The sequence below is a fragment of the Alcaligenes sp. SJTW-7 genome, from assembly GCF_047716895.1.
Lineage (GTDB): Bacteria > Pseudomonadota > Gammaproteobacteria > Burkholderiales > Burkholderiaceae_B > Alcaligenes > Alcaligenes ammonioxydans.
Map to the genome: position 1 here is coordinate 2169428 of NZ_CP136682.1, position 21394 is coordinate 2190821.

Genomic DNA, 21394 nt, shown 5'->3' on the forward strand with positions numbered 1-21394 from the left:
AACCCATGCTCTCTCAACTGCGACTGCTTTTTGACAACTTCACTCTGATCCTGATCGGCGTTGTGGCGCTGGCCAGCTTCTTTCCCGCCTATGGTCAGGGCGCCGTGATTTTTGATGTGATTACCGGTCTGGCCATTGCCCTGCTGTTTTTCATGCATGGCGCCAAGCTGTCTCGCGAGGCCATCATTGCCGGCGCAACCCACTGGCGTTTGCACCTGTTGGTCTTTGCCTGCACCTTTGTGATGTTCCCTCTTTTGGGCCTGATCTCCAAGCCCATTTTGTTGCCTTTGCTGGGCATGCCCTTATTTGTCGGCATTTTGTATATGTGCGCCTTGCCCGGCACCGTGCAATCGGCCATTGCCTTTACCTCGATTGCTCGCGGCAACGTACCAGCCGCCATTTGCAGTGCCTCGGCCTCCAGCCTGATCGGCATTGTGCTCACTCCCGTGCTGCTCAAGCTCTTGCTGGACGCGGACGGCGGCTCGGCCAGCTCGACGGTGGACGCCATCAAGAAGATCAGCCTGCAATTGTTGCTGCCTTTTGTTGTGGGCCATCTGATGCGCCCCCTGATTGGCAAGTGGATGGATCGCAACCGCAAATGGCTGCGCAGTGTGGATCAGTCTTCCATCCTGCTGGTGGTCTACACGGCTTTTAGCGCGTCGGTAATCGGCGGTCTGTGGCAAGCTGTTCCACCCAAGTCCCTGGCTATTCTGACCGTGGTCTGCGTGGTGTTACTGGCCATTATCTTGTTTCTGACGACCTGGATGGCCCGCAAGCTGGGCTTTAGCAAGGAAGACGAAATCACGATTGTGTTCGGCGGCTCCAAAAAAAGTCTGGCAACCGGTGTGCCCATGGCCCAAGTGCTGTTTACCGGCGCTGCGATTGGCCCCGCTCTGCTACCCATCATGATCTTTCATCAGATTCAATTGATGGCCTGCGCCTTCATTGCGAATCGATACGCACAGCGCCCGACAACACCAGAAGAAAAGATGTCTCTGCAAAAAGCCTGATACGTAAGCGATGATGGCCCAGTTCCAGGAACACTGGGCCATTGCGTGCCAGGGCACTGAAACGCAACAAGCCGCAGGTCTTCTCAGCCAAAAGCTGTTCGTCGCCGCCCTCACTTGCTCTCTGGCGCGCCGTAGCTCATTGAGAACGCCATGGACAATGCGCCCCCCGCTCACTGCAAGGTATTGATCTTGTCATTCAAGGTCGCTGCCGACAATTCTCCGGCCCGCACATCCACCAGACGACCCTGCTCATCCAGAAACAAGGTCGTTGGCAAACCCCGACTGCGCACGGCCTGCCCCAGCTGCATATGCGGATCGCGCCACATATTGCCCAATTCCAGGTTTTCCTCATTCAGATAGTGCTGGATCGCCGTCAGCTCCTCGCCCTGGTTGGCGAACACAATATTCACATCGCTTCGGCTGGCTTGCACTTGCTGGAATGCTGGCATCTCGCGACGGCACGGCGGGCACCAACTGGCCCAGAGATTCACGACGGTTACCTTCCCCTTGTACTGATCCAGATTGTCCGGCGTACTGAAGTCTGCCTGCAGGGGAATCAAGTCTATCTCGGGCAAGGGGATGGATGGTTCAAGGCCACCTCGGCCCGTTGCGACCATAACCAGCGAAAACGCAGCGACACCCATAGCCAGGCCACCGGCCACCGCTGGCAAGACCGCCTTGTCACGCAGCACACGCCACAGCACGTAGAACCAGCCCGCCGTCACTGCAGCCGGAATCATCAAACCGCCATCGCGCACATCCAGCCAGCTCAAGGAGTCATTTTGGTAGAACTCCCATTGCTGAATGAGAAAGCCCAGGCGGCCGACCAAGACCCCCAGAAGAACGGCGCGCCATAAGACTGATTCCGCCCGGGTCTGTCGGCGTCTGTCCAGCCAGGCCGCCAGAAACAGCCCCAAGAAGGCCGCGACCAAGAACGCAAACAAGGACGTGGCAAAGGTAAAAGGACCGAGCTGTATGCTTTGCATAACCATAAATCCTGACAAGACCAGATAAAAACAGACCCGCCTTAAGCGGGTCGGGCCAACAAGAACAGACAGCCATCGCGCGTAAAGATTCCCTAGTTCAGGGAAGCCTCGCTCAACATCTGCATGAATTGACCCATCTTGGCAGGGCATTTGACGCCGGGCTCCAGCTCAACACCGCTGCTCACATCAATCGCATAAGGTCGATGCAATGCGACTCGATCGGCCACATTATCGATACGCATGCCTCCAGCCAGAACCAGGGGCGGCAGGCCTTCCTGGGAGCGCAGACGCAGTTGCAGGCCCTGGATCAAGGCCGGATCGAAGGCCGTACCCGTGCCGCCATAAGCATCGTGATAGCCGTCCATCAACCAGGCTCGCGCATCGGGATACTTCATGCACTGCTCAAACAGGCTGTCTACCGTGTCCAGGCCGGGCGCCCCGACACGGAAAGCCTTGATATACGGATGAGCATAGCGCCGGCATTCTTGCGGACTTTCTTCCCCATGAAATTGCAGCAGGTCCGGTTGCACCTGCTCCAGAATCTCCCGCACAAAGCCTTCGGGGGCGTTCACAAACAGACTTACCGCCTGCACGAATGCCGGGACATGGGCGCGCAAGGCGACAGCCTGCTGGGTGCTGAGCATGCGGGCACTTTTCGGATAAAACACAAACCCCACCGCATCCGCGCCCAATTGGACGGCAGCATCAACATCCTGCGCTCGGGTAAAGCCACAAATCTTGACTCGGGTACGGCTGTACATCATTGATCCTCGAATAAAAAACGGGGGCCCGATGCCCCCGTTTGAAAGATGGAACGACTTTATTGGAAACTGCTGGCGGCGTCATCCATACCAAAGCCATAGATATCAGAGCCGTAGGTCGACTCGGTACCAAACTGGATCTGCGAGTCCTCCAACAGAACTTCGCCGTCTTTGTAATGCGTGACCAGCCCGGGAAAGACCAGCACAGCGGCGACCATCAATAACTGGATGATAATAAAGGGCACCGATCCCCAGTAAATATCGGTCGTTGCCACTCGCTTGACCCGCTCGCCCGTTACCTTGTCGGTGTAATCCTCTTTCGGAGCGACCGAACGCAGGAAAAACAGCGCAAAGCCAAAAGGCGGGTGCATGAAGGAAGTCTGCATATTGACCGCCAGCAAGACACCGAACCAGATCAGGTCAATCCCCATCTTGTCGGCAATCGGCCCGAGCAACGGCACAATAATAAAGGCCAGCTCAAAAAAGTCCAGAAAGAAGGCCAGCAGAAAGGTCAGAATGCTGACAATGATCAGAAAGCCCCACTCTCCGCCAGGCATGTCGATCAGCAGGTGCTCCACCCACAAATCGCCATTGATGCCGCGAAAGCTCAGGCTGAACACCGTAGAGCCCACCAGAATAAAGACCACAAAGCAGGACAGACGGGTGGTGGACTCCATCGCCTGACGCAACAGCTTCCAAGACAAACGCCCACGCGATACGGCCATGATGATGGCCCCTACGGCCCCCATTGCCCCGCCCTCGGTCGGTGTCGCCACGCCAATAAAGATTGTGCCCAGCACCAGAAAGATCAGAAACAGGGGCGGCACCATCACGAAGACCACGCGCTCGGCGATCCTGGAGAGCATCTTGAGCTTGAGCAGCTTGTTGGCCAGCGCGATCAACCAGGCCGTCATGCCCCACAGCAACATCAGCACAACAATATGCTCGTCCATCGGAATATTGGGATGCGTGGCAAAGTAGTGCTGAGAACCAAAATAGGCCACAGCAGACGCCACGATCGTCAGGACTACCAGGGAAGTCAGGCCACGACTGCCATCAGGCTCCATGTACACACGGGCCTCGGGCGGCAGGGCTGGCGCCGACTTGGGCTTGATGTACGACATCACCACAATGTACAGAATATAAATCACCACCAGCAGCAAGCCGGGCAGCATCGCACCGCGATACATGTCGCCTATGGATCGACCCAGCTGGTCAGCCAGAATAATCAACACAATTGAGGGAGGAATGATCTGCGACAGCGTGCCCGAAGCAGCGATCACGCCGGTAGCCAGTTTGCGGTCATAGCCATAGCGCAGCATGATGGGCAAGGAAATCAAGCCCATGGAAATCACCGAAGCCGACACCACGCCTGTGGTGGCGGCCAGCATGGCACCGACCAGTACCACCGCAATGGCCAGTCCGCCGCGCAAGGGGCCGAACAACTGCCCGATGGTATCAAGCAGATCTTCCGCCATTCCCGATCGTTCCAGTATCAGGCCCATCAAGGTAAAGAAGGGAACGGCCAGCAAGGTGTCGTTCTCGACGATTCCAAATACCCGTTGCGGCAAGGCCTGGAACAAGGCCGGCTGCATCATGTCCAGCTCAATGGCGACCAGACCATACAACACCCCGATCGCCGACAAGGTAAACGTCACGGGGAAACCCAACAGCAAAAACACGATCAGGTTAAAAAACATGATCGGAGCCAGATTATCAACCAGAAATTCCATTGTTACTGGCCCTTAGAAACAGAAATCGTTGCGTCATTTGCCCGGGCTATCTCCAGGATCTCCTTGGCCAGCTCTTCCTCAGCACTTAACCCGCCGTTTTTAAGCAAGGGGTTGGGACAAGCACCCCGCAAAAAGCCGATGCATTTGATCAGATGCGAAATACCGGCCAGTGCCAGCAAGGCGAATCCGACCGGAATCAAGAGCTTGACCGGCCAACGCGCCAGCCCACCCGTATTGGAGGACTGCTCGTTCAACACATAAGACTGCTCAAAAAATGGAATGGAGAGCCAGAAAATCAACAGCGTGGCGGGCAAAAGAAAAAAGATGACGCCAAAGATGTCGATCCAGACTTGAACACGAGGTGGGAAGCGTTCTGCCACGGCATCCACCCGTACATGCTCATTGACAAAGAAGGTATAGCCCGCCGCCAGCAGGAAAATTGCACCGAACAAATACCATTGCAATTCCAGCCACTGGTTGGAGCTAATGCCGTAGACCTTGCGCACCACGGCATTGATCGCACTGACCAACACCACAATGAGGGTCAGCCAGGTTACGGATTTACCAACGACCGTGTTCAGTCGGTCGATCAAACTAGACAATCGTAAAAAGAATTTCATGGCCTTGCTCAGGATATGGTCGCCTTCAGGACTCGCTTGTGGCGGATGCCCGAAGGTGGTCGGCCTTATACAGATAAGAATGTAAGAAAGAAAATGGCTTCACATTTTATACGATTGAAACAGGTGAAGCCGATTCGGATACCGGGGATAAACCCTTTAGAAATGCGCTAGATCATCATTTATTTTCAGCTGCCTTGGCAAAACGCAGTCCGCTCAATTCATAGAGCAAGTCATCGGGGTCCGACGTGGGGAGATCAAAGTGAGCCGGATAATCCACCCCGGCCAGATACAGGCCACTGGCCTCAAAAGTCGGAGCCGACAAGCGGCGATCACGCTGGGCCAGGAGATGCAGCACCCAGGAGGGAGGCTGGCGGCCTTGTCCGATATAGACCAGCATGCCCATCAGATTACGGATCATGTGATGCAAAAACGCATTGGCGCTAAAGCGAAATAGAAAAAAATCACCCTGCTGCTGAATCTGAATCTGGGTCATGGTCCTTACGGGACTGGCAGCCTGGCACTGCGAGGAGCGAAACGCACTGAAGTCGTGCTCACCCACCAAGTGCTGGGCAGCTTGCTGCATCAGGGACAGCTCCAAAGGACGAAACACCCAGGCAACCCGCCCCTGCAACAAAGGGGAGCGTACCCGGTGTTGGCGCAGCAGGTAGATATAGTGACGTCCTTGCGCGGAAAAGCGCGCATGGAAGTCTTCCGGCACTTCGCGCGCCCATTGCACCGCTACCGAGTCCGGCAACAACGCGTTAAGCCCGCGCACCCAGGACTCCAGACTACGCTCGACTGTCGTGTCCAGATGAACCACTTGATTGAGCGCATGAACGCCCGTATCCGTGCGCCCGGCGCAGATCGTAGAAACGGGCTGGGCCGTAAAACGGCCCAGTGCCTGCTCCAGAACATCTTGAACGGTGTTGCCACCGGCCTGACTTTGCCAGCCTAGCCAGGGCGTCCCCTCATAGCAGACACCCAGTGCAATACGTCTCATGGTGGGTTTGCCTTACTGACGTACAGGAGGCTCGTCCGAAGGCGGCTGATCCAGGTCCAGATTGATTTTTTCCAGTTTCTCCCGAACCATTGCCTCGCTGACAGGCGCAGGCGAATCATCACCATGACGATTTTCGGTATTGGCCCGGCGCAAGACCCAGGTCACCAGGACCACGATCAACGCCAGTACCACGGCCATGACGGCCAACATATGTTCTTGTATCCAGGACACGGTCTTTTTTGCCTTGTTAACTGCACCGGCCATCTTGCCCTGCTCGGGCTCGGGAGGCACGGAAATCGCTCCTGCCACCGCGGCAGAAGAAGCGGCGCCAGAAGCGCCAGATTGAGAAGATGAGTGGGTCGTCTCATTGCCGGACTGGCCCAGACCCAGCTCGTTAGCAGAGTCCAGAATCAAGTCTTTGGCCGCCTCGCCTTGGGACTGCAAGGCACGGCCCAGCGTCGAGACATTTTCTTCCAACTGCGAAACACGATCCCCGGTCTCACGTAATTCGTGCTGCAATTGCTGCTTGTCATCACGGGCTTGAGAACCGGCCGACAGAAGCAGACGATCCTGGCCTGCCCCATTTGCAGCGGATTCGCCACTCTCGGTCTGCATCCGACCTTGGGACGCATCGCCCTGATCGCCTCCAGCTTGCGCTGCCAAGCGCAACGCCTGGGCCTGATCCACGTAGAAACGGCGGGCCTGGGCATCGTTTATCGCCAACATGGCCGCCGCATCCGGAATCTGCAGAGTCTTGCCGGCCTTCAGACGATGCATGTTCTGATCGATGAAGGCATCGGGGTTGTGCTGCTGCACCGCCCGCATCCACTGGTAAGCGCTGACACCGGCCACGGCGTGGCGACGGGCCAAAGCATGCAAGGTATCGCCCGAGCGGACGCGCACCGCATTCGCGCCTTTCGTATCCGATGAGTTCGACGCAGCTGAAACCTGCACCGCCACAGGGGCCGGACGAGCCACCTGATCCTGGGCCACCGGCCGGACAGTCAGTGGGGCGGGAGCCAGAACACTGACCTGATGCAAGAACTGCCCGCTGTCGCTTTGAATCTGCAACAGCACATCCGCAACAGAACCCGAGAACATCTGCTCGGAGGACAGCCGGATACGTCGCACCTGCCCCTGCTCGTCACGCTCGATGAATGCTCTGAGAGAGTCCAGGTCAACGGGCGGTGTCAAGCCAGCCTGTTGCCAGGCCGACAAAGGTGCGGGCGCCACTTTCAATGACAGACTTTCTTCGGGACTGATCTGGCGAATACCCACATCCAGCGTGAAAAGCTGATTGGGCGCGGACACCAGACGACTATGACCGAGCTCCAGCGCGCACACCGGCGCGGCCGCCAGCATCCCGGCCACAAGCAGGGCCGAACCCAGCGTACGTACAGGATGCAGACGGCCAGCCATGATCAGAGCTCGCCCAGGGCAATACGCAACATGCGGCGCAATGGCTCGGCAGCACCCCACAGCAACTGGTCGCCCACCGTGAAGGCGCTCAAGTACTCGGGGCCCATGTTCAGCTTGCGCAGACGACCTACCGGGATGTCCAGCGTGCCAGTCACGGCAACCGGCGTCAGCGCTTCTATCGTGGCCTGACGCTCGTTGGGCACGACCTTGGCCCACTTGGAGCCCTCCGCCAGGATGTCCGTGATCTCGTCCAGCGGCACATCACGGGTCAGTTTGATGGTCAGTGCCTGACTGTGACAGCGCATGGCACCAATACGTACACACAGGCCGTCGATAGGAATGTGCTTGTCCTGTGCACCGCGGCCCAGGATCTTGTTGGTTTCCACGCCGCCCTTCCACTCTTCGCGCGTCATGCCGTTGCCCAGGTCGGAGTCGATCCAGGGAATCAGGCTGCCGCCCAGTGGAACACCAAAGTTTTTCTGAGGCAGATTGGGATCGCGCTGAGTCTGCAAGACACCGCGATCAATATCCAGAATGGCCGAGGCAGGATCGTCCAGCAAGCTGGCAACGGACTGGTTGATCAGGCCAAACTGTGTCAGCAGCTCACGCATGTGCTGAGCGCCACCGCCCGAGGCAGCCTGGTAGGTCATGCTGGTCATCCACTCAACCAGATTCTGGTTGAACAGCCCCCCCAGGCCCATCAACATGCAGCTGACCGTACAGTTGCCGCCAATGAACTGCTTGCCACCTTTGGCCAGCGCCGCGTCAATAACAGGACGGTTGATGGGGTCCAGCACGATCACGGAGTTTTCATCCATGCGCAGCGTGCTGGCCGCATCAATCCACAAACCGTTCCAGCCGGCGGCACGCAGCTTGGGGTAGATCTGGCTTGTGTAATCTCCACCTTGGGCGGTCACAATAATGGGCAGCTTTTTCAAAGCGTCAATATCGTGAGCATCCTGCAATGGGCCAGCGCCATCAGCCCACGAGGGAGCTGCGCCGCCAGCATTGCTAGTCGAGAAAAACACCGGCTGAAAAAGGGAAAAATCACCTTCGTCGCGCATGCGCTGCATGAGCACGGAGCCCACCATCCCACGCCAGCCGACCAAACCTACCGCTTGAGTCATGGTAATACCACCTGGATATATAAAAAAATAAAACGATAAAAGATACTATCGCAAAGCCTTGAGCACTGCATCCCCCATCGCGCTGGTGCTCAGCAATTGACAACCGTCTTCGTAGATGTCGCCGGTACGCAGGCCCTGCTCCAGCACGCTGGCAACCGCCGCCTCAATGCGTTTGGCCTGATCTTCTGCATTGAGCGAATAGCGCAGCAACATGGCGGCAGACAAAATGGTGGCCAGGGGATTGGCTTTGTTCTGGCCGGCAATATCGGGGGCCGAGCCATGGCTGGGTTCGTACAAGCCTTGCTGGGAGGCATTCAGAGAAGCCGAGGGCAACATACCGATCGAGCCCGTAAGCATGGCGGCTTCATCCGATAGGATATCGCCAAACAGGTTGCCTGTGACAATCACGTCGAATTCTTTTGGCGCACGCACCAATTGCATGGCAGCGTTGTCCACGTACATGTGGCTCAATTCGACGTCCGGATACTCACGGGCCACATCAATCATGATGTCGCGCCAGAACTGGGATGTTTCCAGCACATTGGACTTGTCCACGCTGCACAAACGTTTCTGCCGTTTTTGTGCGGCCTGGAAACCCACGTGGGCAATACGGCGCACTTCGCTTTCGGCGTAGTGCATGGTGTCGAAACCCTGACGCTCGCCTGCGAAGTTACCCTCTTCCACGGTACGCACGCCACGCGGCTGGCCGAAGTAGATATCGCCCGTCAGTTCACGCACGATCAGGATATCCAGACCCGACACGACTTTTGGTTTCAAGGTGGAAGCGTTGGCCAGTTGCGGGTACAGGATGGCGGGACGCAGATTGGCGAACAGGCCCATCGCACGACGCAGGCCCAAAATGGCCTGTTCGGGGCGCAGGTGGCGCTCCAGCGAGTCATATTTCCAGTCACCCACGGCACCGAACAGCACGGCGTCGGAGCGTTGAGCCAGGCTCAAGGTTTCGGGTGGCAAGGGGTGACCGTGCAAATCGTAAGCGGCGCCGCCCACCGGGGCCACGGTCATCTCCAGATCCAGGCCCAGAGCGCCCAGCACACGCTGAGCCTGTTCGGTAATCTCGGGACCGATGCCGTCACCGGGCAATACTGCAATTTTATGAGTCATGATCAATGGGACGTAAAAATGAGAGAGTGGGAGGGAAAGGTTCCGGCTCGATCGCCGGAACATCCCAACAAAATCCTAGCGGGACGATCTTGCGCCTGGCATCAGGCCCCTGGCTGGCCCACCAGCCAGGGATGACGGGCCAAACGCTCGGCCTCGTACTGACGGATCATGTCCGCCTTTTGCAAAGTCAGGCCGATTTCATCCAGTCCATTCAAGAGGCTGTGCTTGCGCGAAGCATCAATGGTGAACGGCAGCTCACGACCTTCGGGCGTAATGACGCGCTGTTCAGCCAGGTCAATACGCAATTTGTAGCCAGGAAAGGCTTTGACCTCATCGAACAGACGGGCCACATCCAGCTCGTTCAATACGATGGGCAACAGCCCATTCTTGAAGCTGTTGTTAAAGAAAATATCGGCAAAGGACGGCGCGATAATGGCGCGAAAGCCATATTGCATCAGGGCCCAGGGGGCATGTTCGCGACTGGAGCCACAACCGAAATTCTTGCGGGCCAGCAGCACGGAGGCGCCCTGGTAACGGTCCTGGTTCAACACAAAATCCGGGTTCAGCGGACGGCGGGAATTGTCCATGCCAGGCTCGCCGTGGTCCAGATAACGCAGCTCATCAAACAGATTGGGGCCAAAGCCGGTGCGCTTGATGGATTTGAGGAACTGCTTGGGGATGATCAGGTCCGTATCCACGTTTTCCCGATCCAAGGGAGCGACCAGACCTTCATGAGTAGTAAATGCTTGCATGGTGTGGATTTCCTCAGTTGAACGAACGCACGTCGACAAAATGGCCCGCAATGGCGGCCGCTGCGGCCATGGCCGGGCTGACCAGATGGGTTCGTCCACCCTGCCCCTGACGTCCTTCAAAGTTACGGTTGGAGGTTGAGGCACAGCGTTCGCCCGGCTCCAGGCGGTCGGCGTTCATGGCCAAACACATGGAGCAGCCTGGTTCGCGCCACTCAAAACCGGCATTCAGAAAAATCTTGTCCAGCCCTTCCTGCTCAGCCTGACGCTTGACCAGGCCAGAGCCGGGGACGATCATGGCCTGCTTCACATTGGAAGCCACTTTGCGCCCTTTGGCCACGGCGGCTGCGGCGCGCAAATCTTCAATGCGGGCGTTGGTACAGGAGCCGATAAACACGCGATCGATACGGATATCAGTCAGGGGCATATTGGGCGTCAGGCCCATGTACTCCAGGGCACGCTCCATACCATTACGGGTGACTTCATCTTTTTCTTTATCGGGGTCCGGCACCCGGCTGTCGATGGGCAGTACCATTTCAGGCGAGGTTCCCCAGGTCAGCTGAGGGGTAATCTGACTGGCATCAATCTGAACCACGCGATCAAACTGCGCCCCTTGGTCAGTATGCAAGGTTTTCCAGTACGCAACGGCCTGATCCCACAACGCGCCTTTGGGCGAATAAGGTCGACCACGCAGGTACTCAATGGTTTGCTCATCGACGGCAACCATCCCTGAACGAGCCCCGGCCTCAATCGCCATATTGCACACGGTCATGCGTCCTTCCATGGACAGGGCACGAATGGCCGAGCCACCGAACTCAATGGCGTAGCCCGTTCCCCCGGCAGTGCCGATCTGCCCAATGACATACAGGATCAGGTCTTTGGCCGTGCAGCCAAAGGGCAGCTTGCCATCCACCTGAATCAGCATGCTTTTGCTTTTTTTCATCAGCAAGGTCTGGGTGGCCAGCGTATGCTCAACTTCAGAGGTGCCAATACCGAAGGCCAGAGCGCCCACGGCACCGTGCGTACTGGTGTGAGAGTCGCCACACACCACCGTCATGCCGGGCAAGGTAGCCCCCTGCTCAGGACCGACAATATGCACAATGCCCTGACGCACATCATTCATGCGAAATTCGGTAATGCCAAACTCTTCGCAGTTGGCGTCCAGGGTATCGACCTGCAAACGCGAAATGGGATCTTCAATGCCATTCTGACGCGAGGTGGTGGGGACGTTATGATCTGCCACCGCCAGATTGGCACTGACGCGCCAAGGCTTGCGTCCGGCCAGAGTCAGACCCTCGAAGGCTTGCGGGCTGGTCACTTCATGCAGCAAGTGGCGATCAATGTAGATCAAACAGGTGCCATCCGTGTCCTGATGTACGACGTGTTCGTCGAACAACTTATCGTATAAGGTTTTTGCCATTGCACTCTCGCGATTCAGTTGTGATTGCGTCCCGCAGCACACGGGGCGCACTAAAATTTGCACTTATTATGACAGGCGCAGTAACTGGGACAAGACCAATCACCATCCTAGTATTGGAACTACCACGATAGGACGCTTTCCCCGAATCCAAGGCAGACACTCAAGCCATATTCTGCTTCGCGCAGTCAACTCCCGTGATTCACAGCCAGGGCTTGGCTAAAGAGTGATAAGCACCACTCGCCTCCCCGACTAAACGCTGTCACCCTAGGCCTCATTCAGACCAAACTGGCGCTGGACAAAAGCAGCCTGGGCAAAGTGTTGGTCGAGCGGGTGTATTGACACACTTCACCAATCAAGGACGGCTCTTTCTGTCTGGACATGCATGCCACCTCGCTGGGCAACCCGGGTGTGGCGAACGCCAAGCATGGGCAAGTAAACCGCGTTCCATAAAAAAACCCAAACCGGCACCGGTTTGGGTTGTGGTCCGAACGCGGTCACCCCGTCACGGCTTGGCCGCCTGCTGATACAAGGGCATGACCCGCTCCGAGATCGCCTGCAAATCTGCAATGCGAGTTGAGGACGCCGGGTGAGTCGACAAGAACTCGGGCTGGGCTCGGCTCTGCTCCAAAGACCCCATTTTCTGCCATAGCGTCACGGCAGCCCGTGGGTCATACCCTGCACGAGCTGCCAATTCAACACCGATCAAGTCTGCCTCGGATTCATGCGTGCGACTATTGGGCAATTCGAACATCACTTCACTCAGCGTGCCGCCCAGATCATTGACCGCTTGTACCCCTGTCAGGGCGGACAAGACTGTCAGCCCCAAGGACGTCGCCATTTTCTGGGACACCTGCTCGCGTGAGTGCTCTCGCAAAGCGTGCGCGATTTCATGACCGATCACCGCTGCCAATTCAGCGTCGCTAGGGGCGATGCGCTTGAGCAAACCACTGTAGACCGCAATCTTGCCTCCGGGCATGCACCAGGCATTGACCTCGTCCGCATTGATGACATGCACCTCCCAGTTCCAGGCAGGAGCATCGGCACGGAACGCGCCAACCTGTCCAATCAAACGTTGAGCGATCGCTTTCACCCGCTGAGTCTGGGCAGCGTCCGTATCCAGCGCCTTTTGCTGGCGTGCTTGCGACAGGACCTGCGCATAGTTCTGGGCGGCAGCCTGATTCAGCTCGGCCTCAGAAACCAGATTGGAGATGAACTGTTTGCGTTCGACCCCCACTGCCCCGCTTTGCGTGGTCTGGACCGACGCACAACCCGCGCTAGCCAGTATCAAACCGGCCGCCAAGACGCGTTTTCCGTTCACAATACCTTTCATGATCAGCTCCTGCAAACCAACCTGATTAGAAAATGACGTGCCGGCCTCCGGCGCAAACCCTTACATCAGACTCCGCATTGCGAGCGGTGACGCAAGCAATGATCCATCAGCACAATGGCCAGCAAAGCCTCGGCAATCGGTGTGGCACGAATACCCACGCAGGGATCATGACGACCCAGGGTTTGAACCTCGACCGCTTCTCCGGCCCGATTAATGGAGGGGCGCAGGGTACGAATGCTGGCGGTCGGCTTGATCGCCAGCGAGACGGTAATGGCCTGCCCTGAAGAAATACCACCCAGCACGCCCCCGGCCTGATTTGTCTTGAATCCATCCGGGTACAGCGCATCACCATGCTCTGAACCTTTTTGGGTGATGCAATCAAATCCGGCCCCGATGGAGACACCTTTAACCGCATTCAAGCCCATCATGGCGTGAGCAATATCAGCGTCCAGACGGTCATAAATCGGCTCTCCCCAACCGGCAGGCACCCCTTCGGCCACCACTTCAATGCGGGCCCCAATGGACTCACCTTCTTTGCGCAGCTCGTCCATATAAGCTTCCAACTGCGGCACCACATCCAGATCGGGGGCATAGAAGGGATTTTGCTCGACCATGTCCCAGCTTTTGAACGGAATGGCGATGGGGCCCAGTTGGCTCATATAGCCGCGAATCTTGACGCCGACGTGTTCGGCCAGCCATTTCTTGGCAATCGCCCCCGCAGCCACAGTAGGCGCGGTCAAGCGAGCCGAAGAACGCCCCCCTCCACGCGGGTCACGGTTGTCGAACTTTTTCCAGTAGGTGTAATCGGCATGACCGGGACGGAAAGTATCGAGCAGATTGCCGTAATCTTTGCTGCGCGCATCGGAATTGCGAATCAGCAGACTAATGGGCGTGCCGGTTGTGCGGCCTTCGTAAATGCCGGACAGAATTTCCACCTGATCAGGTTCGCGGCGTTGGGTTACATGGCGCGATGTGCCTGGACGACGGCGATCCAGCTCAAACTGAATGTCCTGTTCAGACAGCTCCAGACCCGGAGGGCAGCCATCGATCACTGCGCCAATCGCTGGACCATGGGATTCGCCGTAATTCGTGACGCGGAAGCTTTTACCTAGAGTATTGCCGGACATAAAGAAAGTGAACGCAAAGAAATGGAAAATTAAAAGTCAGGCACGATTATGGCATTGTTCCCGAATCCGGACATGCCCTGGACCGCGCCCGGTCTTTTAGGAAGAACAACTGACGGCCAGTTCCGCACTGCCTTCAGGCGGCGGCATGGCATAGGCCTCAAAACCGGCCCGCTCGGTGTAAGGATCTCGCAGCAACATCAGCAAGGTGTCAATTTCGCTGGCATCGTCCTTGGCAGCCGCCTGAATGGCCTGCTCGGCCAAGTGGTTACGCAAGACATACAAGGGATTGACGCGATTCATGGCCTCGCGCTGCTCAGGCGTGTCGGAGCCGTCCAGAGTCAGACGTTGGCTATAGGCTTGCCACCAGGCCCGAGCCTGATCTTCGGAGCCATCAAACAGGCTCAGAAACGCCTCAGGGGCCTTGCTGGCTTGTGCCAGAGCACGGAAGGACAAGGTGAAATCGGCCCCGCTGTTATGCAGCAAACGCCACCAGTCATCGACCAGTTGGGCATCGTCCGCCTGCCAGGTACGCAGGCCGAACTTGGCCTGCAAGTTGGCGTGATAGCGATTCAGGAAACTGGCTTCGAACGTCTGTAAACGCTCTTTCACCACTTCCACATCCAGGCCCAGCACCATCAAGGCACTGGCCAGGCGATACAAGTTCCAATGCACAATCGCAGGCTGCGCATTCCAGGCATAACGGCCTTGATTGTCGCTGTGATTGCAGACGTGATTCACACGAAATCGGTCCATGAAGCCGTACGGGCCGTAATCAATGGTCAGGCCCAGGATGGACATATTGTCGGTATTCATGACACCGTGGCAAAAGCCGACGGTTTGCCAGTCCGCCACCATCTCGGCACTGCGGCGCGTGACCTCCTGCAAGAAGCGGCAGACGCGCTCCTGCTCCGAATCGCCGTCCTGGCGCAGTTCGGGATAGAAATCGCGCAGCACATAGTCCAGCAGCTCACGCAAGCGCTCGGCGTCGTTCGCCCAATGTTCAAATGAGCCAAACCGCACAAAACTCGGGGCGACGCGGGTGACAATCGCGCCCGTTTCCACGCTTTCACGATAGACAGGCGTATCGGAAGTGACCAGCGCCAACGCGCGACTGGTGGCAATGCCCAGACCCGCCATCGCCTCACTGGCCAGATACTCACGCACACTGGAGCGCAGCACGGCACGACCGTCACCCATACGGGAATATGGCGTTTTGCCCGCGCCTTTCAATTGCAGCTCCTGAGGGCCTTCGGGCGTATCAATCTGTCCCAGCAGATGCGCCCGGCCATCACCAAGCTGCCCTGCCCACACACCGAACTGGTGCCCGCTATAGACGGCCGATACGGTCAGCCCCCCGGGCAAGGGAGACTGGCCACTGACGACATCGAGAAACTCTGGCTCGCCCAGGCGTGACACATCCAGACCCAGTTGCGCCGCCAGCGCCTGATTGACATGGAGCAAACGGGCATTTGCCAAAGGTTGCGGCGGCACTGCCGTATGGAAAGCCGACGGCAGATCGGCAAAATGATGACTGATGGTCAGACCATCGAACGCACTGGACATACGCCCCCCTCAGGCTGATTTGGCGGCTTTGGCAGCCTCGGCTTTTTCGGCTTTGCTGCGCTGCTTGGCCGCTTTTTTGGCAGGCCAGAGATAAAAAATGGCGCAGAAATAATAGATCAGGGACAAGACAATTTCTGCCACCGCCCAGGGTAAAACCTCTGCGACCGGATCGGACCAGGCACGCATGACCCCTTCTGCGAAATACAGAAGAATCATCATGGACGTCCATTGCAGCGTATATAAATTGCCCTTGAGCACGCTGCGCAACGGCAACACCAGAGGGAGGACTTTCAGCGCCAGCCAGGAGCCGCCCGGTTTCAGGGGCGCAAAATGCAGCTCCCAAGCCAGACACAAAACAATCAAGGCGACCAAGGCCAGGGCCGCCACTCGATGAAGTATGGGGTTTAAAGGTTCATGCATGCTGTTATTATCACCTGAACCCTGTCGAAAAGCAGCGTCCGCCGCATCAAACCGCTATGAAAAACGACGAGAATCCTCCTATGCCCTCTGAGCAAGCTGAACCCACAGACTTGAACCCAGACACAACAGACCCTGCTGTCGGGCAGAAGCCCCCGCCACCCACTGCCAGACACCACTTTTTGAATGTGCTGCGCTTTGCGATCAAGCGGGTGGCAGAAAAAGATCTGATGAAGGTGGCCTCCAGCCTCACCTACACCACGATTTTGGCTATTGTGCCTTTATTGACCGTGGTGCTGGCCCTGTTCACGGCGTTCCCCCTGTTTCAGGAATTTGAACATGCCCTCGAAGGGTTTCTGACGCGCAATCTGATGCCCGAGGTGGTTTCAGAGAACGTCATGCTGTATCTGAACCAGTTCGCCGCCAAGGCCTCGGGTCTGACGGCAGTAGGCAGCTTGTTTTTGATCGTCACCTCCATCATGCTCATCATGACCATTGATGAGACGTTCAACAATATTTTTCAGGTCCATGTTCAACGTCCGCTGGGCCAGCGCCTGTTGGTGTACTGGGCCATTATTTCCCTAGGCCCGATTCTGACCGGTGCCAGCTTGTGGGCAACCACCATTCTGGCGCGCGAGTCCATGGGGTATATCGGGGACTTGTCCGGTATTGTGTCTTTCGCCCTGGCCTACGTGCCCTTTTTGTTCACGGCGCTGGGGCTGACTGCACTGTTCATGTACGTACCCAACCGGCGCGTATGGTGGCGCGATGCGCTGATCGGCGGGGTCGTGACAGCGGCCCTGCTGGAGCTGATGAAAGCCGGCTTCGCCTTTTATCTGACCCGCTTTCCCACCTATACGATTATTTACGGCGCCTTTGCGATCTTGCCGATCTTCTTGCTGTGGATCTATATCTCCTGGCTGATCGTCCTGCTCGGAGCTTCCATGGTCGCCATCTTGCCCGACTGGCGAGGCCGCAACTGGGTCAAAACAAATGTGCCCGGCATCGCCTTTACCGACGCCGTCAATCTGCTCCATCAACTCTGGCTGAACCGCCAGAACCCGGAAGGCCTAAGCGTCAGAGAGCTCAGCCACACACTGGAACGAGACCCCGACGAGCTCTACAACGTTTTATGCCAGCTCAAGTCCATGGGCCTGATTGCCGATACCCAACTGAACAATGACGAGCAATGGGTATTGAGCTGCGATCTGCGGCTGGTCAGTCTGAATCAACTTATCACCGCATTTTTGCTGGACCGCGCCCATACGCACGAGGGTCCGCTAGAATATGTATTCAACTACCTTTCTCAGTTTTTCGATCAGCGACTCTCTAATCTGGAAGCACTGTTCGAGTCGCCGCAAGGCATTCTGACAGAGCAACCAGCCATACCAAACGCCGATCCCGGTCAGGAGACCCAGTATGCTAAAAGTCAGTGAAATCCTGCGTGTCAAGGGAGACACGCTTTATACAGGCACCCCCGAAATGACCGTCGAAAAAGCGGTGCAGAGCATGAGCGAGCTCGATATTGGTTCGCTGGTGATCATGGAGCACGGTCAGTTGGTGGGTATGTTGACCTTTCGCGAGATCATTCGCCACTGGCACGCCCATGGCAATAAGGCCCCAGGCTTTACCGTACGCAGCATCATGGATGACGCCCCCGTCAGCGTGACTCCCAATACCAGTGCCGACGAAGTCCAGCGCCTGATGCTGAACAACCACGCACGCTACATGCCCGTCATGGATGGCCCGGTGCTGATGGGTGTGATTTCCTTCTTTGACATGGCGCGCGCCATTGTTCACGCTCAGCAGTTCGAGAACAATATGCTCAAGGCGTATATCCGCGACTGGCCGACCGATTCCGAGGCTGCCAGCGCATCCTGATCCATCCGATTCGGGCCCGTTTTACTGGCGACTCTGCAATTGCTCCCAGGCCTGCGCAAGCAGGCCTGGATCGTTTTTGGACAGCCACGTGTGTTCCGACAAGGTACGGCGCCACTGACGTGCGCCTTTTTTGCCATGCGGCCAGCCGAGCATGCTTTTGATCACGATACGCAAGGGCACACCGACTTGAACATGATGCCGGGCGTAATCAATCATGCGCTCGACCACGGTGTTTTCGTCCATCAGGGGATGTTCGGGCCACAAACGACGATGTATCTCGCTTAAGACGGCGGGCGTATGCCAGGCCGCCCGCCCCAGCATCACCCCATCGAACTGCTCTTGCAAGGCCACCGCCTGATCAGGCTCCTGGATGCCTCCGTTCAAGATAAACAAGGCCTGGGGAAAGTCTTTTTTCAATTGCAGCGCCATGTCATAGCGCAACGGTGGAATTTCCCGATTATCTTTGGGCGACAGACCTTTCAATACCGCATTGCGGGCATGCACGGTAAAGACACGGCAGCCGGCTTCAAACAAAGTCCCGACAAAGTCGCGTACAAAATCATAGGACTCGTTGTAATCCAGACCCAGCCGGTGCTTAACGGTAACAGGCACCGATACCGCATCTTGCATCGCTTTGACGCAATCGGCCACCAGGCGCGGCTCGCTCATCAAACAGGCACCAAAAGCCCCTTTCTGGACTCGCTCCGACGGACAGCCACAATTCAGATTGATTTCGTCGTAACCCCACTTCTCACCGGCCAGGGCGCTGGTGACCAGGGCGTCCCGGTCACTGCCACCCAATTGCAGGGCAACTGGATGCTCCGCCTGATCAAAGTCCAGATGGCGCGCCTGATCGCCATGAGTCAAGGCGCCGGTCGTGATCATCTCCGTAAACAGCAAAGCGCGTGGCGCTAACAGACGATGAAAAAAGCGGCTGTGGCGATCGGTCACGTCAATCATGGGCGCCACACTCAAACGCCACATCTGGCTGTCCGGCATCACAAAATTAGTCATAAGCAAGGGAACAGATGGCCTGACTTCAGGCCTGATACGAAGAAGAAACGTTCATTTTAATGGTTTCAGACCCGCACAGGATGAAGATAAAGCGCCGTAAATTGTCGCAAGACTCCAAAAAGGCGGCGCACTGGTCTAAAATCGGCCGTTTGACATACTTGCGCGCCCGATAGTGCGCCAACAACCGGACCCTCACTGAAAGCATGGCTGTTTTTACTTCTGTCAGCGAACTTGACGCCCGCGAACTGCTGGAACACTACACAATTGGCGAGTTTGTTTCCTTACGCGGCATTACCGCCGGCATTGAAAACACCAATTACTTTCTGAGCACCACCCAGGGTGAGTATGTTCTGACCTTGTTTGAAGTTCTGACCCAGGAACAACTGCCTTTTTACATCGAACTCATGCACCACCTGGCCGCCAAAGGTGTACCGGTGCCCCAGCCCATGACCCGCCGCGACGGCAAACGCATTTGCGTCATGCACGGCAAGCCCTGTTCGATCGTCACGCGCCTGCGGGGAGGCTACGAGCCCGAGCCCACCGTTGAGCACTGTCGCCAGATCGCCCGCACCCAGGCCCAGGCCCACCTGGCGGCTCAGGATTTCCCGCTGGAGCAACCCAATCTGCGGGGGCTGAGCTGGTGGAAAACCACCGTGCCGCAGGTGCTGCCTTTTCTGGACGACAGCCAGGCTGAGCTGATCCTGGCCGTCCTGCAGGAGCAGGCTGAATTTGCCGACAGCGACACCTACCGCTCCTTGCCCAAGGGGCCGGCCCACTGCGATCTGTTTCGCGACAATGTATTGTTTGCGGGTACATCGGACGCTCCACAAATGGGTGGCATCATCGACTTTTACTTTGCCGGCTGCGATACCTGGTTGTTTGATGTGGCCGTCGCTGTCAATGACTGGTGTATCGATCGGCTCAGCGGAGCCCTGAATCAGGAAAAGACCCAGGCCTGGCTGCAGGCCTACGCGCAGGTGCGTCCTTTTACCGAAGCTGAGCATGCCGCCTGGCCTATACTGATCCAGGCTGCCGCACTGCGCTTCTGGATCTCGCGCCTGTACGACTTTTATCTGCCCCGCCCCGCTCAAACCCTCAAGCCGCACGATCCACGGCACTTTGAGCGCGTACTGCGCCAGCGTCGCGAACAGGCTGTGCCGACGCTTCCTCGATAAACACGGATACTGATATGCAAGCTGCCAAACTTCCCTTTCTCTACGGGTGGTACTGGATTCAGGAAGGGTTGCGTTTGTTCAAGCTGCAACCGGCCGCCCTGTTTTTCTGGAGTTTGATTACTTCCATCCTGATCAACCTGAGCAATATCTTTCCCATCTTCGGGCAGATGGTGCTGATCGTGCTGGTCCCCACCATGACCTTCATTATCCAGAATGCCTGCCGCCGCATTGATGCCGGGGAAGTGATGCGTCTGGGCATGTGGACCGAACCCTTAAAGCCGGTGCCCGTGCGCAACCGACTCATCAAGCTGGGCTTTATTTACCTGTTGGCCTGCCTGGCCGTGGGTTTTATTGCGACCTTCCCCTTTGTCAGTGAATTGTCGCAGTTGATGGATAACCGCGAGGCCAGCCCTGAAGCCATCATGGCGGCGTTTCGCAAACCTATCTTCCTGTTCTTTATCCTGTACCTGGGTTTATCGGCCTTGTTCTGGCACGCTCCTGCCCTGGTAGGCTGGCACGCCATCCCGGTCAAGCAAGCCCTGTTTTTTTCCATGGTAGCTTGCTGGCGTAACAAAGCCGCCTTTCTGCTCTACGGCCTGTGCTGGGCTGCCGCCTTCTTCACCATCCAGACACTGGGCGAGCTGCTGCTGGGTGCCGGTTTAAGCCCGGGCACAGCCACTTTGGTGCTGACACCTATCAATCTGGCAATGGCGGCTATCCTGTACGCCAGCTTTTACCCGGCTTACCGCAGCGTGTTTGGTGACTCAATCCGCGACCAACACCGCATCTAAGGTCGATTCATCCATACCCCGCCCCCTGACCGCCGCAGCTGTTGCATAGCAGCGGCCCAGGGGGCAAATTGTTCTGGCCTTGACAGTGAGCCGGCTGGAGCCTCCAACACCGATCTGGCCCGCATGAGCCAGCACACCCTCCCAGGCGA

The 21394-nt window shown here is 57.2% G+C and carries 20 protein-coding genes; 5 read left to right on the forward strand and 15 right to left on the reverse strand.

Annotation, left to right across the window (positions count from 1 at the left end; all coding sequences use genetic code 11):
* The first annotated feature begins 5 nt into the window (after window positions 1-5).
* The gene (locus RSQ48_RS09740) at window positions 6-1010 is read left to right on the forward strand and encodes a bile acid:sodium symporter family protein (RefSeq protein ID WP_003799592.1); all 1005 of its coding nucleotides are present in this window, start codon (window positions 6-8) and stop codon (window positions 1008-1010) included.
* A 170-nt stretch (window positions 1011-1180) separates the two neighbouring features.
* On the opposite strand, the gene RSQ48_RS09745 is transcribed toward RSQ48_RS09740, so the two are convergent.
* The 14 genes from RSQ48_RS09745 to RSQ48_RS09810 form a co-directional block, all read right to left on the reverse strand.
* Complete coding sequence (locus tag RSQ48_RS09745; RefSeq protein WP_415301729.1) at window positions 1181-1996, reverse strand: redoxin family protein; 816 nt, start codon at window positions 1994-1996, stop codon at window positions 1181-1183.
* Window positions 1997-2088: 92 nt separating this feature from the next.
* Window positions 2089-2757: a phosphoribosylanthranilate isomerase gene (locus RSQ48_RS09750; protein ID WP_240208838.1), complete on the reverse strand. Its 669-nt coding sequence runs from the start codon at window positions 2755-2757 to the stop codon at window positions 2089-2091.
* 59 nt (window positions 2758-2816) lie between these two features.
* The gene (locus RSQ48_RS09755) at window positions 2817-4490 is read right to left on the reverse strand and encodes a TRAP transporter large permease (protein WP_415301730.1); all 1674 of its coding nucleotides are present in this window, start codon (window positions 4488-4490) and stop codon (window positions 2817-2819) included.
* Window positions 4491-4492: 2 nt separating this feature from the next.
* Window positions 4493-5110 carry a TRAP transporter small permease subunit gene (locus RSQ48_RS09760; RefSeq protein ID WP_003799584.1) on the reverse strand — a complete coding sequence of 206 codons (618 nt, stop codon included), beginning with the start codon at window positions 5108-5110 and terminating at the stop codon, window positions 4493-4495.
* Between the two features lie 175 nt (window positions 5111-5285).
* Entirely contained in the window at window positions 5286-6110 is an 825-nt protein-coding gene (truA, locus tag RSQ48_RS09765; RefSeq protein ID WP_301605807.1) for a tRNA pseudouridine(38-40) synthase TruA, read from the reverse strand.
* Between the two features lie 12 nt (window positions 6111-6122).
* Window positions 6123-7529 carry a FimV family protein gene (locus tag RSQ48_RS09770; protein ID WP_415301731.1) on the reverse strand — a complete coding sequence of 469 codons (1407 nt, stop codon included), beginning with the start codon at window positions 7527-7529 and terminating at the stop codon, window positions 6123-6125.
* A 2-nt stretch (window positions 7530-7531) separates the two neighbouring features.
* A complete protein-coding gene (asd, locus tag RSQ48_RS09775) occupies window positions 7532-8656 on the reverse strand; it encodes an aspartate-semialdehyde dehydrogenase (RefSeq protein ID WP_003799579.1) in 1125 nt (374 codons plus the stop codon).
* A 45-nt stretch (window positions 8657-8701) separates the two neighbouring features.
* Window positions 8702-9778: a 3-isopropylmalate dehydrogenase gene (leuB, locus tag RSQ48_RS09780; RefSeq protein WP_415301732.1), complete on the reverse strand. Its 1077-nt coding sequence runs from the start codon at window positions 9776-9778 to the stop codon at window positions 8702-8704.
* 101 nt (window positions 9779-9879) lie between these two features.
* Window positions 9880-10530: a 3-isopropylmalate dehydratase small subunit gene (leuD, locus tag RSQ48_RS09785; RefSeq protein WP_003799577.1), complete on the reverse strand. Its 651-nt coding sequence runs from the start codon at window positions 10528-10530 to the stop codon at window positions 9880-9882.
* A 13-nt stretch (window positions 10531-10543) separates the two neighbouring features.
* Complete coding sequence (leuC, locus tag RSQ48_RS09790; RefSeq protein ID WP_003799576.1) at window positions 10544-11947, reverse strand: 3-isopropylmalate dehydratase large subunit; 1404 nt, start codon at window positions 11945-11947, stop codon at window positions 10544-10546.
* Between the two features lie 502 nt (window positions 11948-12449).
* Window positions 12450-13277 carry a M48 family metallopeptidase gene (locus tag RSQ48_RS09795; RefSeq protein ID WP_059317564.1) on the reverse strand — a complete coding sequence of 276 codons (828 nt, stop codon included), beginning with the start codon at window positions 13275-13277 and terminating at the stop codon, window positions 12450-12452.
* Between the two features lie 65 nt (window positions 13278-13342).
* Window positions 13343-14404: a chorismate synthase gene (gene aroC, locus RSQ48_RS09800; protein WP_003799574.1), complete on the reverse strand. Its 1062-nt coding sequence runs from the start codon at window positions 14402-14404 to the stop codon at window positions 13343-13345.
* A gap of 96 nt (window positions 14405-14500) precedes the next feature.
* On the reverse strand, window positions 14501-15967 hold the full coding sequence (locus RSQ48_RS09805; protein ID WP_059317563.1) for a protein adenylyltransferase SelO: 1467 nt from the start codon (window positions 15965-15967) through the stop codon (window positions 14501-14503).
* A 9-nt stretch (window positions 15968-15976) separates the two neighbouring features.
* Window positions 15977-16387: a DUF2069 domain-containing protein gene (locus RSQ48_RS09810; RefSeq protein WP_415301733.1), complete on the reverse strand. Its 411-nt coding sequence runs from the start codon at window positions 16385-16387 to the stop codon at window positions 15977-15979.
* A gap of 80 nt (window positions 16388-16467) precedes the next feature.
* Between RSQ48_RS09810 and RSQ48_RS09815 the strand changes: the two genes are divergently transcribed.
* The gene (locus RSQ48_RS09815; protein ID WP_003799569.1) at window positions 16468-17820 is read left to right on the forward strand and encodes a YihY family inner membrane protein; all 1353 of its coding nucleotides are present in this window, start codon (window positions 16468-16470) and stop codon (window positions 17818-17820) included.
* On the forward strand, window positions 17804-18265 hold the full coding sequence (locus tag RSQ48_RS09820) for a CBS domain-containing protein (protein ID WP_003799568.1): 462 nt from the start codon (window positions 17804-17806) through the stop codon (window positions 18263-18265). Before RSQ48_RS09815 ends, RSQ48_RS09820 begins: the two co-directional genes overlap by 17 nt.
* Window positions 18266-18286: 21 nt before the next feature.
* Here RSQ48_RS09820 and dusA read toward each other — a convergent pair whose 3' ends face one another.
* Window positions 18287-19279, reverse strand: coding sequence for a tRNA dihydrouridine(20/20a) synthase DusA (gene dusA / locus RSQ48_RS09825; RefSeq protein WP_415301734.1), 993 nt, complete (start codon window positions 19277-19279; stop codon window positions 18287-18289).
* Between the two features lie 203 nt (window positions 19280-19482).
* Between dusA and RSQ48_RS09830 the strand changes: the two genes are divergently transcribed.
* Window positions 19483-20454 carry a homoserine kinase gene (locus RSQ48_RS09830; RefSeq protein ID WP_003799565.1) on the forward strand — a complete coding sequence of 324 codons (972 nt, stop codon included), beginning with the start codon at window positions 19483-19485 and terminating at the stop codon, window positions 20452-20454.
* Window positions 20455-20468: 14 nt separating this feature from the next.
* Entirely contained in the window at window positions 20469-21245 is a 777-nt protein-coding gene (locus RSQ48_RS09835; RefSeq protein WP_003799563.1) for a BPSS1780 family membrane protein, read from the forward strand.
* Window positions 21246-21394 lie beyond the last annotated feature (149 nt).

Bases quoted from the DNA above. Each gene is read 5' to 3' on its own strand.
- RSQ48_RS09740 (WP_003799592.1), top strand. From the start codon at position 6: ATGCTCTCTCAACTGCGACTGCTTTTTGACAACTTCACTCTGATCCTG.
- RSQ48_RS09745 (WP_415301729.1), bottom strand. From the start codon at position 1,996: ATGCAAAGCATACAGCTCGGTCCTTTTACCTTTGCCACGTCCTTGTTT.
- RSQ48_RS09750 (WP_240208838.1), bottom strand. From the start codon at position 2,757: ATGTACAGCCGTACCCGAGTCAAGATTTGTGGCTTTACCCGAGCGCAG.
- RSQ48_RS09755 (WP_415301730.1), bottom strand. From the start codon at position 4,490: ATGGAATTTCTGGTTGATAATCTGGCTCCGATCATGTTTTTTAACCTG.
- RSQ48_RS09760 (WP_003799584.1), bottom strand. From the start codon at position 5,110: ATGAAATTCTTTTTACGATTGTCTAGTTTGATCGACCGACTGAACACG.
- truA (WP_301605807.1), bottom strand. From the start codon at position 6,110: ATGAGACGTATTGCACTGGGTGTCTGCTATGAGGGGACGCCCTGGCTA.
- RSQ48_RS09770 (WP_415301731.1), bottom strand. From the start codon at position 7,529: ATGGCTGGCCGTCTGCATCCTGTACGTACGCTGGGTTCGGCCCTGCTT.
- asd (WP_003799579.1), bottom strand. From the start codon at position 8,656: ATGACTCAAGCGGTAGGTTTGGTCGGCTGGCGTGGGATGGTGGGCTCC.
- leuB (WP_415301732.1), bottom strand. From the start codon at position 9,778: ATGACTCATAAAATTGCAGTATTGCCCGGTGACGGCATCGGTCCCGAG.
- leuD (WP_003799577.1), bottom strand. From the start codon at position 10,530: ATGCAAGCATTTACTACTCATGAAGGTCTGGTCGCTCCCTTGGATCGG.
- leuC (WP_003799576.1), bottom strand. From the start codon at position 11,947: ATGGCAAAAACCTTATACGATAAGTTGTTCGACGAACACGTCGTACAT.
- RSQ48_RS09795 (WP_059317564.1), bottom strand. From the start codon at position 13,277: ATGAAAGGTATTGTGAACGGAAAACGCGTCTTGGCGGCCGGTTTGATA.
- aroC (WP_003799574.1), bottom strand. From the start codon at position 14,404: ATGTCCGGCAATACTCTAGGTAAAAGCTTCCGCGTCACGAATTACGGC.
- RSQ48_RS09805 (WP_059317563.1), bottom strand. From the start codon at position 15,967: ATGTCCAGTGCGTTCGATGGTCTGACCATCAGTCATCATTTTGCCGAT.
- RSQ48_RS09810 (WP_415301733.1), bottom strand. From the start codon at position 16,387: ATGCATGAACCTTTAAACCCCATACTTCATCGAGTGGCGGCCCTGGCC.
- RSQ48_RS09815 (WP_003799569.1), top strand. From the start codon at position 16,468: ATGCCCTCTGAGCAAGCTGAACCCACAGACTTGAACCCAGACACAACA.
- RSQ48_RS09820 (WP_003799568.1), top strand. From the start codon at position 17,804: ATGCTAAAAGTCAGTGAAATCCTGCGTGTCAAGGGAGACACGCTTTAT.
- dusA (WP_415301734.1), bottom strand. From the start codon at position 19,279: ATGACTAATTTTGTGATGCCGGACAGCCAGATGTGGCGTTTGAGTGTG.
- RSQ48_RS09830 (WP_003799565.1), top strand. From the start codon at position 19,483: ATGGCTGTTTTTACTTCTGTCAGCGAACTTGACGCCCGCGAACTGCTG.
- RSQ48_RS09835 (WP_003799563.1), top strand. From the start codon at position 20,469: ATGCAAGCTGCCAAACTTCCCTTTCTCTACGGGTGGTACTGGATTCAG.